Here is a 15919-nt window from a genome sequence, read left to right as displayed (position 1 = left end):
ATGGTCGAAGAACAAATCAAAGATGGCATTCCTCCAAAGAAGGATAGCGGGGATGAGGTAAAAAAGGACTTTAAAGGACTGTTGGGCAGTATTCGAATGTTTCTTTCGGAACTTTTGGAGATACGAACCAACACCGATGCCGTTGCTACCAAAGAATCCATTATTGCAGATATACCCTTTAAGGGGCATACCTCTTGGATTTTGGTTTGTTCCATTTTTATCGCTTCCATTGGTTTAAATGCGAATTCTACGGCAGTGGTCATCGGAGCCATGTTAATTTCCCCATTAATGGGTCCAATTTTGGGCATGGGGATGTCATTGGCCATCAACGATATTGACACCCTTCGTCGATCGCTGAAAAACTTTACCGTAATGGTGGTTTTAAGTGTGATCACGGCTTTTTTGTTCTTCTATTTATTTCCTCTCAGGGATGAATCCTCGGAACTTTTGGCGCGAACCAAACCCGATATTCGGGATGTGCTTATTGCCTTTTTTGGTGGATTGGCCCTTGTGATTGCCAGAGCTAAAAAAGGAACCATTGCCAGTGTAATTTTCGGTGTGGCCATCGCAACCGCTTTGATGCCACCCTTGTGCACCGTTGGATTTGGATTAGCCATTGGCAAACCGTGGTATGCCGCAGGCGCTATGTACCTCTTCATCATCAACACCATTTTTATTGGTTTGGCCACCTTTTTGGTCATCAAATTTTTACGATTTCCGATGGTGCGTTATGCCAATTCGCAAAGACGTAGGTTAATTGCAAGAATGGCTTCCATAACCGGGGTTTTGGTAATGATTCCCGCCGGATTTACTTTTTATCAAGTGTTTCAAGAGTCATTGTTCAAAAAACAAGCTCAAGAATTTTTAAGGGAAACAGTGGAGGTATATCAGTTTGAAGGTGCTGGAAGGTATGTGGACAACCTTACCAAATTGCAATACTCAGATGATGAGGCTTCGGTAATCGAAGTGGTATTCATGGGGGATGAATTGGTTCCGGAAAATGTGATAAACACGTGGCGTACTCAAAAGGGGCAGTATAATCGATTGAAAGATGCTGAGCTACATATTATTCAAGGTGGTAAAGATGATTCTGAAGAAAAGTTCAATTACGTTAGTGAGCTTTATGAGAAGAACAAGGCTGAATTACTGAATAAGGATGAGCAGATCAGATTACTGGAGGAGGAGGTGGCCAATTTGCAATTGAGTGCTGGCAAACAAATTCAATTCAGTGAAATAAGCCAAGAGGCCAAGGCCAATTATGAGAACCTTTCAGAACTTGGATTTTCCTACCAAATTAAAACTGATTTCAAAAAATTGGATACCGTACCTGTTTTTGAGATAAAATGGAATGAAGGGGTTCGCAATAGGCAAAAGGAAGAAGATGCCAAAAAAATGTTGGCTTGGTTGAAATTAAGATTGCAAGACTCTACTTTGGTGGTAAAGCAAGTGAACTGATCAATTACGCTCTTCCAAATACATTTGCCTTACTTTCTTGAAAAGTTCTGAAGAATATACAAAATCGGTAACCGCTTGATTATCGGTCTTAAAGATTTCCTTGTTGGTGCCTTCCCATTCTTTATACCCATTTTTTAAGAACATAATCTTTTCGCCAATCTCCATTACCGAGTTCATGTCGTGGGTGTTGATAATGGTGGTTATATCATACTCGCGGGTAATTTCTTGAATCAAGTTATCAATTAGGATAGCTGTTTTTGGGTCCAAACCTGAGTTCGGTTCGTCACAGAACAAGTATTTTGGGTTCATGACAATCGCACGGGCAATGGCTACCCTTTTTTGCATTCCTCCTGAAATTTCAGCAGGGTACTTTTTATGGGCGTCAATCAAATTAACGCGTTTGAGAACAAAATCCACACGATCCTGTTTTTCCGACTTGGTTTGGTTGGTGAACATGTCCAAGGGGAACATTACATTTCCTTCCACGGTCATGGAATCGAACAGTGCGCTTCCTTGAAAAACCATGCCCATTTCTTGTCTCAGGTTTCTGCGGTCTTTGGCGGATAATTCAGAATAGAATCTACCATTGTAACAAATATTGCCTTCATCGGGCTCAAAAAGACCCAATAAACATTTAAGAAAAACAGTTTTTCCCGAACCACTTTGCCCAATGATCAAATTGGTTTTTCCTTTTTCAAAAGTGGTAGATATCCCTTTTAAAACTTTATTGTCCCCAAACGATTTATGTATGTTGTCTACTTCAATCATTAGCCCAAAAGCAATTGCGTTAATATATAGTTTGTGATAATGATCACCACACTGGTCCAGACAAACGAAGTTGTACTGGCTTTACCTACTTCCAAAGCGCCTCCTTTCATATAAAAACCATGATAAGAGGGCACGGTGGCTATAATAAAGGCAAAAACAACGGATTTAATCAAAGCGTAGGTCACGTGAAAGGCATCGAAATCCATTTGCAAGCCCTTGATAAATTCACCACTTGGAGCAAATCCGCCAAAAACAGCAGCGACCCAGCCACCGGTGATTCCAACAAACATGGAAACTGCAACGGCAAAAGGATACATCATCACGGCAACAATTTTTGGGAACACCAAATAGTTCAACGAATTGACGCCCATCACTTCCAGTGCGTCAATCTGTTCGGTAACACGCATGGTGCCTATACTTGAAGTAATGTACGACCCCACTTTTCCTGCCATAATAATGGAGGTGAAAGTCGGGGCAAATTCCAAGATAACGGATTGTCGAGCTGCAAAACCGATAAGACTTTTAGGTAATAAAGGGTTGGTAAGGTTTAATGCAGTTTGAATGGTAACAACCCCGCCAATAAAAAAGGATATAAATATGATGATGCCCATAGCGCCAAAGACCAAGTCGTCAACTTCCTTCAAAATCAAGGATTTCATAATACGCCATTTGGTGGGCTTTTTAAATACTTCCCAGATCATGATGAAGTATTTTCCAATCGCTTCTAGGTATTTCATTCGCTTTTTGGACTTGAGGTCATAAAAATAAGAATATTGTGGAGCATTTAACCTTCATTTAAAATTTTAAAAAAGATATTTGAATAGTTTTGTGCTCATTTTGATTAAATCCAGACCATGAAAAGAACCAACCTTATTTTATCTTTTTTAGTATTGTGCATCATCAGTTTTTCCTACGGGCAGCGTAGAAAGAAGAATGTTGAGGAAGTTCAGCCAGTATCCATTGCCCAAAATCCAAAGTTGGTGGTTGGGATAGTAGTGGACCAGATGCGTTATGATTATTTGACCCGATTTTGGGATCAATACGGAGAAGGAGGGTTCAAGCGTATGGTAAATGAAGGATTTAATGCCAAGAACAACCACTTTAATTACGCCCCTACCAGTACGGGCCCAGGACATACTTCGGTGTATACGGGCACCACACCTGCTGTACATGGCATTATTGGGAACGATTGGTACGATAAGACCACTGGTGAAATGGTCTATTGTGCGGGAGATGACAACTACCAATCCATTGGAACCACTTCCGATGCGGGAAAAATGTCTCCACACCGCATGTTGACCTCTACGGTAACGGACCAATTACGTTTACATACCCAGCAAAGAGGAAAAGTAATCGGTGTTGCCTTAAAGGATAGGGGAGCCATTTTACCTGCTGGCCATTCTGCCAATGCCGCTTATTGGTTTGAAGGTGGTGCGGAAGGCAATTGGATTACCAGTTCGTATTATATGGATGCTTTGCCACAATGGGTAATTGATTTTAATGCTTCTGATGCTGTGGAAGTCTATAAAAAACCTTGGAACACCTTAAAACCCATAGAAACTTATGTAGAAAGTGGAACGGATGCCAATAATTACGAAGGGTTGCAAAAGGGCGAAAGTACCAATGCATTTCCGCATGATTTTCCTACCATTTGGGAACAGAACGGTCAATTTGATTTAATTAGAAGAAGTCCTTTTGGAAATAGCATTACTGCAGACTTTGCCTTGGCCGCTTTGGAAGGTGAAGGTTTAGGTAAAGATAACATTACCGATTTCTTGGCAGTTAGTTTTTCAAGTACGGATTATGTGGGGCACTTTTACGGAGTGAATTCCAAAGAGGTGGAGGATACCTATATTAGGCTGGATCAGGATTTGGCTCGTTTGTTCACGGCATTGGATGAAAAAGTGGGAGAAGGGGAGTACACCGTATTTTTAACCGCGGATCATGCCGCTATCGATGTGCCAACATATTTAATGGACCAAAAAATCCCTGCAGGCTATTTGGATATGAAAGGAATGAAAGACAAGTTCAATGAGTTCCTTCAATATAAATATGGCACTACGGATGTAGTAAAGAACCTATCCAATTTTCAATTGTTTTTGGATCATAAAATCTTGGCCAATTTGGATATCGATTTAGAAGATGCCCAAGAAGCCATAGCCAAGGAGTTTTTGTCTTATGATGGGATAAGTCAAGTGTATACTGGGCATCAAATGTGGGAGAATGAATATGTAGAGGGAATTCCGTACATATTACAGAATGGGTACAACCAAAAACGCTCCGGAGATGTGCTATTGGTTCCGAATATAGGTTACATTTCGTACAGCACAACAGGTTCTACCCACGGGTCTCCATTTATTTATGATACCCATGCACCACTTTTGTTTTTCGGAAAAGGAATCAAACATGGAAGTACCGTAAACCGAACCGAGATACCCGATATTGCCCCCACCATATCGGCTTTATTGGGGATTGCATTTCCAAATGGGGCTACAGGAAGCCCTATTGAAGAGGTATTGGAATAGACCAATCACGGTGTTCAAAAGTGCATTAAGAAATCTATTTTTTAATTAGATTAAAGTTCCTGAAATTCCATGAATTTATTAGTAAGGACTTGATTTGATTTGATTCATTCCTTTTGAAGATAAACAAAGCTTCATAATCAGGGGAATAAAACTTATCCTGCTCAATAGGAATCAATGGAATTTTAAGAATGGACTTTTTAGCTAAAATTTTACCCTTCTTAGATTTGATTTTTATTTTGGAATTGTGGTTTAATTCAAGATAGGTACCTGTATAGGATGGGTAATCCAAATTATCAACTTTTACTTTTTTAAAATTATAGTCTTCTTGTTTATAGGGACCTTCATCAAAGTGTTCCGTGAAGGTAATCTCATCGTTATCTTTGTTAAAAAGAACTTGGTTAGGATGTCCTAAACTATTGTGGGGAATAAATTCATTTTTATTTACAGAGGTATGCGGACACCCTTTTATGTCTGGATTTTTCGATATTAATAATTGGTTATTAGAGTAGGTTACATTTCGTATTTGTGCGGTTCCATTCTCGTTAATTTCATAATACAATCCCATTAAGTTTTTTAATTCCGAATCTTTTATCGTTTCATGTTGATTTTCAGAATCGATTTTCTCCTGTATTTTCTCTGGAGACTCCGGAAATAGCAAATCAATAATTTTATATGCTTGGTCAATTGGATTGTTATAATTTGTTGCATTGACCAAGAAAGTGATGCTCGTTCTTTTCTCAGGAACATTAAAAATAAAAGTGGTGTGTAAATTGTTTTCCCCATCGTGGGAAAACCTCTTCAATCCTCTATGAAAACCAATGCTTAGGCCATATCCATAATTGCTTTTTTCTCCATCATTTAATGGGATACTGGTAGTGAATTTACGGATAAGGTTTTTGTTTTTATTCCCTAGCTTATTGTCAAAGAAATTGGCATTCCATTTTTCTAAATCATCTAGGGTGCTGACTAAATTGTCATCTCCATAGGTTCCTCCTTGTAAGTGTTTCTTTTTAAATTTCTTGCCATTATAATAGTAACCAAAAACAGAGGAGGGTTCCATTGTGTTTTCAACATAAGAGCTTTTCATTTTTAGTGGTTTGAAAATCGCACTGTCCACAAAATTTTTAAATCTCATGCCACTTACCTGTTCAACTATATCGGCCAATAAAACATAATTAATATTGGTGTAGGACATTTCAGAACCTGTCGGGAAGTTCAAATCTTTTTCCTTCTTTAAAATTTCAAACAAGAATTCTTTATTGTGCTTCTTTTTAGGGAGTTCACCTTTTAAATTAACATTTCCAGCAAGAACGGCAATAACAGTGGATTCTCTAATTCCACTAGAATGGTTTAAGAGATTTTTTACTTTGATACTGTTGGTGTATTTAAAATCTGGAAAATACATTTTGATATCGTTTTCTATGTCTATTTTCCCCTGTTCTTCAAGTAGGGAAATGCACATAGCGGTGAATTGTTTTGAAATTGAAGCCATATTAAAATGTGTGGATGCTGAAACTGGAATCTTTTTCTTCAAATCCTGCATTCCAAAATACCTTCGATAGGTGGTATTCCCATCTTGTATTATAGAAATAGCACCACCTGGAGCATCTTTACTATCGAGCAATGTAATTAGGGAATCAATTTTATTTAATGTGATGGAATCAGTCTTTTGGGCTAAAGATAGATTTTGACATAGCAACAAGATTAACATTATATGCATCTTGATTGAAACTGGTTTTGAAATAGCCATGGTAATTTTGATAATATTTGGGTTGATGAATGTTTTATGAATTGGATTACTTGATCAAAATCTTTTTACTAATTGCTCTACCATTAGTTAAATCGTGGTACACCATAATGTATTGACCGCTGGCGAGATGTTCCAAGTGCAGTTCTTTTTGATTGGCCACTTTGTAAATTAGTTTTCCGCTGGTGTCAAAAAATTCTACGTAGAAGTTTAAGGCTTTTGCATTTACAATTAGTAAGAGCTCATCTGTTGGGTTGGGATAAAAAGCAATCTCATTTGTTGGTTCAGTAGGTTTTGGCGGTTCAATGGTTGAGGAGCCCAACTCTCCGTCGCAGTTTTCATCAATTGAATTATCCAAGATTTCTTCTGCATTTGGGTTTATGTTAGGATTGGTATCGTCGCAATCTTTATCACTGGTAAATCCATCTTGGTCCAAATCATCGTCCAAGGTGGCGGAATTGCAATCATCGTCGATACCATTATAGGGTATTTCCTCTTGATCGGGATTTATGCTTGGATTGGTGTCGTCGCAATCCTCGTCATGTGCAAACCCGTCTTGGTCCAAATCATCATCTAAAGTTTGTGGATTACAATCATCGTCTATGCCGTTGTACGGAATTTCAGTTCGACTTGGTCCTATATTCGGGTTGTTATCATCGCAGTCAATATTGGCATTGTCGCCATCCTGATCTACATCCACAATTTCTTCTTCTGAAAGGTAAAATAGGTTGAGGTATTCAAAAATGGCCTTGGCCAAATCAATTGAAAAATTGGTTCGTAGTGCTTCATCAAATCGAATATCACTATTTACCTCAATTTGAATACCGTCTATGGCACTATTGTTGTCTCGTCTTGAGCTATGGGTAAAAATGGTAAATCCCCCCGTAAAATAATCTTCATTTTCATAAGGGTAGGGGTCATCTGGACTGGGCACTGTTGGATAGCCTCGTTCCTGTAGTAAGGCTCCAAAACTATATGTCCCCGTTAGCATTTGGGAATGGGTTTGTTGTAAGGGATTGTCCATTATTAGCGTTTTAATGCTACTTCCATCCACTAAATCAAATGAATTGAGTACTTCATCCGGCAGTCCGAGTTCTTCCTTGGTGAGGGTATAGCCCAATTCCACTCTTTCAACATTGTGACTATGACCATGAAAATCGAATAAAATGCCACGGCCGTAATCTTGTTCGATTTCTGATTTGACTGCAATAATATAATCTTGGTAATTCTGCCATGCCGTTTCTACTGTTGCGTTCCCGTCAGCAGCTTCGTCAATGGGTCTATTCGCATCAAACTTTACGCGTGCGAGCAGATTGATGATTACGTAAGGATAGTGGCCTGTTTGTTCATAATAGGCACTTATAATAGTTCTTACCATCTCCTGAGTATGGGAATCGCTTCCGTATTTACATCCGTTGCAAGACCTATCGGGGATATTGTCAGGTTCCAAATAACCATCGTGGGGAACCGTAATAATTACAGGGTGATCACCTTGTATATATTCCACATACCCTGTGTTGTCCAAATAACTTTCACCAGGAACTTGTGCATGGATTAATTGGGCAAATACAAGGGAAAGTACTACCCAAAAAAATGGTTTTTTGATGATGAGAAAAGGTTTCATTCGTAAAATATCCTATTGCAATCCCATTTCTGGCATCGGGACTTTAATTATAGTGTTGAATTAAAGTTAGTGGAAGGAGGTTTTTTAAAGCGCAGGCAATTGATGAATGCCCCTTATCAATTGATGGACGGGAATAATTTATTGTGATTGTAAGAATATGGAAACAGCGGTGTAAGGCAAGTGGCGGCTGTATTATATTTTGGATTTGATACCTTTCCAACGATATTTTCGGATAAATGTGCCTTCTTTTTTGGAAACATATCTGGCTTGATTTTGAATGAAAGCCTTAAGAAACCCAAAAATCATTTGAACATATAATCTTGGGCTTTTGGCCTGCCATGCCATTTTAAGTGATGCGATTTTGGTTAGCACGATGCCATACCTCATTCTATATAAAGCTTCTCCTTTTGCTTGAAAATTTTTGGTGCTATAGCCATGTCCCGTAGGCCTAAGGTGTTTTACCTGAAGCTCTGGAATGGTCAAAGTTTCAAAGTCGTGGTATTTGGCCAAAAGAGTGTCCACGGTATCCCAACCTACCCCGGGGCGTAAACCTCCAATTTGGTCGAAACAAGCTTTGTGATACAATTTTATAGGCCCGCGAACATGGTTTTTGTCCGCAATGTTCTCGTACACCCATTTCTCATTTTTTTGGACGAACAAAAGTCCGGAGCACATGCCCAATTTCCAATGGGCTTGGAAATTGTTCACCATCACCTCAAAATAATTGGGAGGTAGGATAATATCTGCATCAAATTTGCCTATAAGGTCAAAATCTGAGGTCTGTTCCAAACCAAAATTAAACGTGTCCACTACTTTTTTACCTGGAATATGTGAGTCTTTGGATTGTCTTTGCAGCACTTTTATCCAAGGGTGCATTCTAGCAAAATCCTGAGCAATGGCAAAAGTTTCATCCGTGGAATTATCATCTACAATAATAAGCTCATTGGGTAAATAGGTTTGCGCAACGAAAGCATCCAAGCAATCTTTTAAAAAAGCTGCTTCATTATGTGCTGGAATAACGATACTGATTCGCATCTGCTAAAATTCCAAAAAACAAACTACAATTCCCAAATTACTTTGTTGTCATTTCGAACGAATGTGAGAAATCTATAGAAACTAAGGAGAGATTTCTCAATCGCTTCGCTAATTTGGAAATGACGATTAATGCGTTCTTTCAGCGTAAACAATGTAGTAGCGATTGGTAAAGTAGCGGAGTAGGGGTCTAAAACCAATTTTTTTGGTAGGATTGGTCCATTTGGCGGTGTCTTTAATTTTCCAACCTGCTTTTTCCAAAAGCCAATCAAACTGCCAATCCTCGAATTCGTGGTAATGTCTGTCCCAAGGATCCGATTTACTTCGGTAGGCCGATGAAAACCATAAGCGCATCGGAATACTGGCGACTAATTTTTTGGCTTTTATTTCTTTCAACACATTATAAGGAGCTACCAAGTGTTCAAAGATTTCAAAAGCGGTCACTACGTCTGCATTGGAATCGGCAACACTTGTAAAATCTACATCCAAATCTTCACCTTTGGTGTTTTCTACAGTATATCCTTTGGATTTCATAATCTCGGAAAAAGGATTTTCCACACCCAGATCCAAAATCGATTCGGAGGTAGAAATATGCTTGCTCAAAAACTCTAGAGTATGTTTGTAGCGCTTATTCGGAAAGTTGTTTTCGTACATGGGTTAAAATTCCAAAAAACAAACCACAATTCCCAAATTACTTTTAGGTTTTAGTAGTTAGTAGTCAATAGTTAGTAGTCAATAGTTAGTAGTCAGTTAGAAGTTTGTTGAATTTGAATTTGAACTTGAAATTTTATCTTGACATTAGTGCCAATTCGATTAATTCGTGTCTAACTTGGTTGGATGTTAATTTTGATAGATTCTTCACTGCGTTCAGAATGACAAAAAAATCATTAATACCGATAAACCACCGCATTTATATTCATTCCTGCCCCTACACTGGCGAACATAATCACATCGCCTTTGGTCAATTGATGTTCTTGGAGTTCCCCTTTTTCAACCATATTTAGAAGAGTGGGCACGGTGGCAACAGAACTATTCCCCAATTTGTGGATACTCATGGGCATAATATTATCGGGAACCTTTTTGTCATAAATTTTATAAAACCGTTTGATGATGGCCTCATCCATTTTTTCGTTGGCTTGGTGAATGAATATTTTTTTGACATCATCAATGGCCACCCCGCTTTCATCCAAACATTCAGCCATAGCTTTCGGTACATTGATGCAGGCGAACTCATAAATTTTACGTCCTTGCATTTTTATGTATCGGGTATCGGTACACCCTTTTGAGCTGTTGGTCTTATCAAAATAGAGATAATAGGCTTCATCATTGGCATAGGTGGCAGAGGCATGCGCCAAAATTTCACCAGAATTTGGTTCTGCTTCCAAAACTGTGGCACCGGCACCGTCGGAAAAAATCATGCTATCACGATCATGTGGGTCGATAACTCTTGAAAGGGTTTCCCCACCAATCACCAAGCATTTTTTAGCCATCCCACTTTGAATAAACGCCTTGGCCTGTATAACACCCTCAATCCAACCGGGACAACCAAAAATAAGATCGTACGCTACACATTTTGGATTTTTAATTCTCAACAAATGTTTTACACGAGAGGCCAAACTGGGCAAGGTGTCCCCTTGGATTTTTCCAGGTGTCATATCGCCGAAATTATGGGCGAAAATGATGTAATCCAGTTCCTCTTTGTCTATTCCAGCATTGGAAATGGCCTCTTCCGCAGCCAAAAACCCAATGTCAGAAGTTTTGAGGTCCGGTTTGGCATATCTGCGCGAAGTAATACCGGTAATGGCTTGGAATTTTTCAATGATCACAGCGTTTTCTTGCTCAAATTTTGAGCCGTCAATACCTAAAAACTCATGATTCAAAAAATCGTCATTATCAGTAACTACTGACGGGATGTAACTGCCGGTTCCGGTGATGCCAATTTTCATGTGCTGTTGGAGTTTGTTTGTTCTACACCAATATAGCTCAATTAAAATTGAATGTTATGCATGCATAATAAATGTTACAATGTTCAACAGCTTGTTTGTTGGTTCTGTGGCACAAAAAAGCCCTGAACACTTGGATTGCTCAGGGCTTTTTATCAGTGTTTATAATGGTTTTTAGGCCTCAATATAATCTTCGATGGGTGCACAGGTACAGATCAAATTACGATCCCCAAATGCTTCATCGGTTCTACGAATGCTTGGCCAAAATTTATTTTCGGCAACATAATCCAGTGGATAGGCTGCTTTTTCCCTGCTATAAGGCATATTCCAATCGTCACTTGTAAGCATCCCCAATGTGTGTGGAGCATTCTTAAGTACGTTATTGGGTTCGTCAGCCGAGGCTTCGTCAATCTCTGCCCTTATCGAAATCAAAGCATCACAGAATCTGTCCAATTCGGCTTTGCTTTCACTCTCGGTCGGCTCGATCATCAATGTTCCTGCCACTGGGAAGGAGACCGTTGGGGCGTGGAAACCGTAATCAATCAATCGCTTTGCGATATCGGTTACTTCAATCCCGTTAGCCTTGAATGGTCTACAGTCAATAATCATTTCATGGGCTGCACGACCGCGCTCACCGGTATAGAGCACATCGAATTTACCTTTTAAACGGTCCTTGATATAGTTCGCGTTCAAAATTGCTGCTTTGGTGGCATTGGTCAAACCTTCAGCACCCAACATTTTGATGTAGCCATAAGAAATCAAACATACCAAAGAGCTACCCCAAGGCGCTGCTGAAATTGCCGTTATAGCTTTTTCACCTCCAGTTGGTACTACAGGATTGGAAGGTAGGAACGGTTTTAACTGTTCGGCCACACAAATGGGTCCAACTCCTGGTCCACCACCACCGTGGGGGATTGCAAAGGTCTTGTGCAAGTTCAAGTGGCATACGTCGGCTCCAATGGTAGCGGGGTTGGTCAATCCAACCTGTGCATTCATGTTGGCGCCATCCATGTACACTTGTCCACCGTTATCATGAATCAATTTGGTGATTTGTTTGATGGAAGATTCAAAAACACCATGGGTAGATGGGTAAGTGACCATCAATGCCGCGAGATTTTCAGCATGTTTGATGACTTTATCTTCCAAATCGGCCATGTCGATATTTCCATTCTCGTCGGTTTTGGTCACCACTACTTTCATGCCAGCCATAACCGCAGATGCCGGGTTGGTCCCGTGCGCAGAAGCTGGAATAATGCAGATATTACGGTGTCCTTGACCACGAGATTCGTGATAAGCACGAATCACCATAAGTCCGGCATATTCACCTTGAGCCCCAGAATTAGGTTGTAATGAAGTTGCTGCAAAACCTGTGATTACATTCAATTGCTCTTCCAGAGATTTCAGAACTTCTTGGTAGCCCTGTGCTTGTTCCAAAGGAACAAAGGGGTGGATATTGCCCCATTGCGGCCAGCTCAACGGTAGCATTTCAGAAGCGGCATTCAATTTCATGGTACAACTTCCCAAAGAAATCATGGATTGGTTCAATGCCAAATCCTTACGCTCCAATTTTTTGATGTAGCGCATCAGTTCAGTTTCGGAATGATACGAACTGAAAACTTCGTGCTCCAAATAAGGTGCAGTTCGTTGAAGGGAAGTTGGGATTACTTCATTTACATTACCTTCAAAAGAAATTTCGTCCGTATTGTCTTGAGAAACGATAAAACAAGAAAGCAATAGCTTTAAATCTTCTTCGGAAGTAGCTTCATTCAAAGAAATAGAAACAGTTTCGTTGTCAATATAATTCAGGTTGATTTCTCGGCTCTCACAAACTTCTTTCAACTTGTCTATGTTGCCAACTTTTACCCTGATGGTATCAAAATAAGCCGAGTTGAGTTGCTTCAAACCAATAGATTCCAGTCCTTTGGCCAATAATTTGGCCGATGTGTGAACTTTATTGGCAATAAATTTCAATCCTTCCGGACCGTGATAAACGGCATACATTCCAGCCATGACAGCCAATAACACCTGAGCTGTACAAATGTTGGAAGTGGCTTTGTCCCTTTTAATATGCTGCTCTCTGGTTTGAAGCGCCATACGCAAGGCACGATTGCCATCGGTGTCTTTGGTTACCCCGATAATTCTACCGGGAATATTTCTTTTGTATTCTTCTTTAGTGGCAAAAAAGGCGGCGTGTGGCCCACCATAACCCAATGGAATTCCAAAACGTTGTGTGGTTCCCACTACTGCATCAACACCCCATTCACCGGGAGGAGTAAGCATTACCAAACTCAAAATATCGGCGGCAACCGCTACCTTGATGTCGTTTGCCTTTGCATTTTCTACAAAGGAGGCATAATCGTGAACCTGACCGTGCTTTCCTGGGTATTGCAACATGGCACCATAAAAATCATTGGTGAAATCAAAAGCTTCATGATTCCCCACCACTAACTCTATACCTAAAGGTATAGCGCGGGTTTCCAGTAGGCTCAATGTTTGGGGCAATATTTCTTCGGAAACAAAGAACTTACATACGTTTTCTTTTTTCTGTGGGCGGCTACGCAATTCAAACAACATGGTCATAGCTTCCGCAGCAGCGGTGCTTTCATCCAAAAGGGATGCGTTGGCGATTTCCATTCCCGTAAGGTCACTTACCATGGTCTGGAAATTCAACAAAGCCTCCAACCTGCCTTGTGCAATTTCTGCTTGGTAGGGGGTGTAAGCTGTATACCATCCCGGGTTTTCCAAAATATTACGTTGGATTACCGAAGGAGTCAGCGACTCGTGATATCCTAAACCGATGTAGGTTTTGAATATTTTGTTTTTTTGGGCCAATCCTTGCAGATGTTTCAGGAATTCGTGTTCGGGAACGCCTGTGGGAAGGTCCAATGATTTTTTAAGTTTAATGTCGTCTGGAATGGTCTCGTAGATGAGCTGGTCCAAATTCTCGACCCCAATGGTTTGTAACATTTGGGGCATGTCTTTTTCTGTTACGCCAATGTGTCTGGCGGCAAAAACCTCTGTGTTCATGTTCAATCCAATAAAGTGCACAAAATTAGGGATTAATTCGATGAAAATGGGCAATTTTGAAGGACACTGAATCAAAGTTGTTAACCAGCAATTAACCTTAGCCGTTTTAAGAAAGTTTTTCTTCCATGCGAACCTTAAAAGCCTTGTTCGATTTTTATCTCGATGCCAGTATTCATGTGGCATTATCGGTTTTGGCCATGGCGGGGGTCACTTTTCATTTTTTGGGGACGTTCTCCGATTTGAACTTGTTGGGCTTTATTTTTTTTAGTGTAATTGTGTGCTACAATTTTATAAAGTATGGGGTAGAGGCGTACAAATACATTATTGTATCGAATGCTTATCACAAAGTGATTCAGATTTTCAGCTTTATCTCATTTGTTTTTGCCCTCTATTTTTTGGTTCAGCTAAAACAGGAAATTTGGGTGGCAACCATCATTTTGGGCATTTTATCTGCACTCTATGCGGTTCCCTTGTTGCCGAGAGCTAAAAACCTAAGGAATTTGGCGGGTTTAAAAGTATATATCGTGGCATTTGTGTGGGCTGGGTTTACAGTGCTATTGCCTGTGATTGATGCCGATTTGCCTATAAATTGGGACTTTTGGGTGTCTTTTGTACAGCGATTTTTGTTGGTTTTGGTATTGATTATTCCCTTTGAGATTCGAGACATGCAATGGGATGATAAGGGACTGAGAACATTGCCTCAAGTGCTTGGCGTGCCCAATACAAAAAAGTTGGGCGTAGTTTTAACTGTTTTATTTTTCTTGTTGACTTTTTTAAAAGATGAGGTGCACCAGTTAGAGGTGGAATTTAGATTGGTGCTTTGCCTGGTTTTGAATTTGGTCCTATGGTCTGGAAAAAAAATCTACACCCAATATTTTGTCCCTTTTTGGGTGGAAGCCATCCCTATTTTTTGGTTCTGTTTGTTTTGGGGAGTGGAAAACTATTTTTAAAGGTTTTTCTCTAAATCCTTTTTCATTTTTTCCTTATCCTCTTTGGAAAGTACCGTAAGTCCGGCACGATCGCATAGGGAAGTAAGTTCACTGTTTTTTTTGGAGTATTTTTTGCACGTTTTGCAGTACAGCAAATGTAGGCGGAGTTTAAAGATTTCCCACCAGCCTGCTTCTTCGTATTGTGATTTATCGCAGATGCCTGAAGCCTCGTCACATGTAATCTTCATTTCTAAAACCAATTTTCATTTAAACAACCCATTAAAGCCGTTCTTGCCCTATGGATCATTACCCAAAGGTTGGACGGATTAATTCCCAGTTCATTACAAACATCTTCTGTGCTCATATCTTGAATGGTCTTCATTTTAAAGACCAAGGCCTGTTTTTCTGGTAATTTGGAAATACAATCTTGAATGGCCATTCCCAATTCTTCATTTTCCATTACGTTATCACCATCTTTACTAAATGGGTCTGCCACTTGTTGTTCCAACCAATCCCCTTCGGCATCTGTATCTGAGCTATAGCTCATCCGCACCTCTGCTTTTCCCTTTTTGGAATTGCTTTTTCGATAATGGTCTATTACTTTTCGCTTTAAAATGGATACCAACCAGGTGCGTTCCGCAGCATCGCCCTTAAAGTTTTTGGAAGAATTAAGGCCCGCCATAAATGTCTCCTGAACCAAATCTTTGGCAATCTCCGCATCACTCACCCTTCCAACTGCATAGTTGAAAAGATAATCTGCATGTTGGTCTACCCAATTTTCTGGATGTAGTTGGTGTTTTGCCATTTTCAATCAGTGATTCCCAAATGTAATTTTTTTAATCGAATGAGTGTTTTTTTCGTTTAAAAAG

The 15919-nt window shown here is 39.8% G+C and carries 13 protein-coding genes; 3 read left to right on the top strand and 10 right to left on the bottom strand.

Translation table 11 applies throughout. From position 1 onward, the window contains the following. Positions 1-1455 (top strand): DUF389 domain-containing protein, encoded by a 1455-nt coding sequence (locus tag ABT310_RS03415; protein WP_375325352.1) that lies wholly within the window; start codon positions 1-3, stop codon positions 1453-1455. Here the strand turns inward: ABT310_RS03415 and ABT310_RS03410 are convergent, their stop codons facing one another. Both ABT310_RS03410 and ABT310_RS03405 read right to left on the bottom strand, forming a co-directional pair. After that, entirely contained in the window at positions 1456-2223 is a 768-nt protein-coding gene (locus ABT310_RS03410; protein WP_375325351.1) for an ABC transporter ATP-binding protein, read from the bottom strand. After that, positions 2223-2960: an MlaE family ABC transporter permease gene (locus ABT310_RS03405; protein WP_375325350.1), complete on the bottom strand. Its 738-nt coding sequence runs from the start codon at positions 2958-2960 to the stop codon at positions 2223-2225. The genes ABT310_RS03410 and ABT310_RS03405 overlap by 1 nt, the downstream gene beginning before the upstream one ends. Positions 2961-3077: 117 nt before the next feature. On the opposite strand from ABT310_RS03405, the gene pafA reads away from it, so the two are divergent. Beyond that, a complete protein-coding gene (gene pafA, locus ABT310_RS03400) occupies positions 3078-4748 on the top strand; it encodes an alkaline phosphatase PafA (RefSeq protein ID WP_375325349.1) in 1671 nt (556 codons plus the stop codon). A gap of 34 nt (positions 4749-4782) precedes the next feature. Here pafA and ABT310_RS03395 read toward each other — a convergent pair whose 3' ends face one another. From ABT310_RS03395 to gcvP, 6 genes are all read right to left on the bottom strand, one after another. Then, a complete protein-coding gene (locus tag ABT310_RS03395) occupies positions 4783-6498 on the bottom strand; it encodes a serine hydrolase domain-containing protein (RefSeq protein ID WP_375325348.1) in 1716 nt (571 codons plus the stop codon). A gap of 46 nt (positions 6499-6544) precedes the next feature. Then, positions 6545-8119, bottom strand: coding sequence for a MopE-related protein (locus ABT310_RS03390; protein ID WP_375325347.1), 1575 nt, complete (start codon positions 8117-8119; stop codon positions 6545-6547). Positions 8120-8311: 192 nt separating this feature from the next. Next, complete coding sequence (locus ABT310_RS03385) at positions 8312-9154, bottom strand: glycosyltransferase (protein WP_375325346.1); 843 nt, start codon at positions 9152-9154, stop codon at positions 8312-8314. Positions 9155-9280: 126 nt separating this feature from the next. Next, a complete protein-coding gene (locus ABT310_RS03380) occupies positions 9281-9805 on the bottom strand; it encodes a methyltransferase (RefSeq protein ID WP_375325345.1) in 525 nt (174 codons plus the stop codon). Positions 9806-10038: 233 nt separating this feature from the next. Next, positions 10039-11097 (bottom strand): 3-oxoacyl-ACP synthase III family protein, encoded by a 1059-nt coding sequence (locus ABT310_RS03375; protein ID WP_375325344.1) that lies wholly within the window; start codon positions 11095-11097, stop codon positions 10039-10041. Between the two features lie 171 nt (positions 11098-11268). Beyond that, the gene (gene gcvP / locus ABT310_RS03370; RefSeq protein WP_375326142.1) at positions 11269-14121 is read right to left on the bottom strand and encodes an aminomethyl-transferring glycine dehydrogenase; all 2853 of its coding nucleotides are present in this window, start codon (positions 14119-14121) and stop codon (positions 11269-11271) included. Positions 14122-14246: 125 nt separating this feature from the next. Here gcvP and ABT310_RS03365 point away from each other — a divergent pair, with 125 nt between their 5' ends. Continuing rightward, positions 14247-15071, top strand: coding sequence for a hypothetical protein (locus ABT310_RS03365; RefSeq protein WP_375325343.1), 825 nt, complete (start codon positions 14247-14249; stop codon positions 15069-15071). Here ABT310_RS03365 and ABT310_RS03360 read toward each other — a convergent pair. Both ABT310_RS03360 and ABT310_RS03355 read right to left on the bottom strand, forming a co-directional pair. After that, complete coding sequence (locus tag ABT310_RS03360; protein WP_375325342.1) at positions 15068-15298, bottom strand: hypothetical protein; 231 nt, start codon at positions 15296-15298, stop codon at positions 15068-15070. The genes ABT310_RS03365 and ABT310_RS03360 overlap by 4 nt on opposite strands. Before the next feature lie 2 nt (positions 15299-15300). Then, positions 15301-15855, bottom strand: coding sequence for a sigma-70 family RNA polymerase sigma factor (locus tag ABT310_RS03355; RefSeq protein WP_375325341.1), 555 nt, complete (start codon positions 15853-15855; stop codon positions 15301-15303). Positions 15856-15919: the final 64 nt, after the last annotated feature.

Origin of the sequence: Flagellimonas cixiensis (assembly GCF_042134615.1) — a bacterium.
In the GTDB taxonomy this organism is placed as follows: domain Bacteria; phylum Bacteroidota; class Bacteroidia; order Flavobacteriales; family Flavobacteriaceae; genus Flagellimonas; species Flagellimonas cixiensis.
Note: the sequence above shows the minus strand (reverse complement) of the source record. Positions and strands in the feature narration are given on the sequence as shown.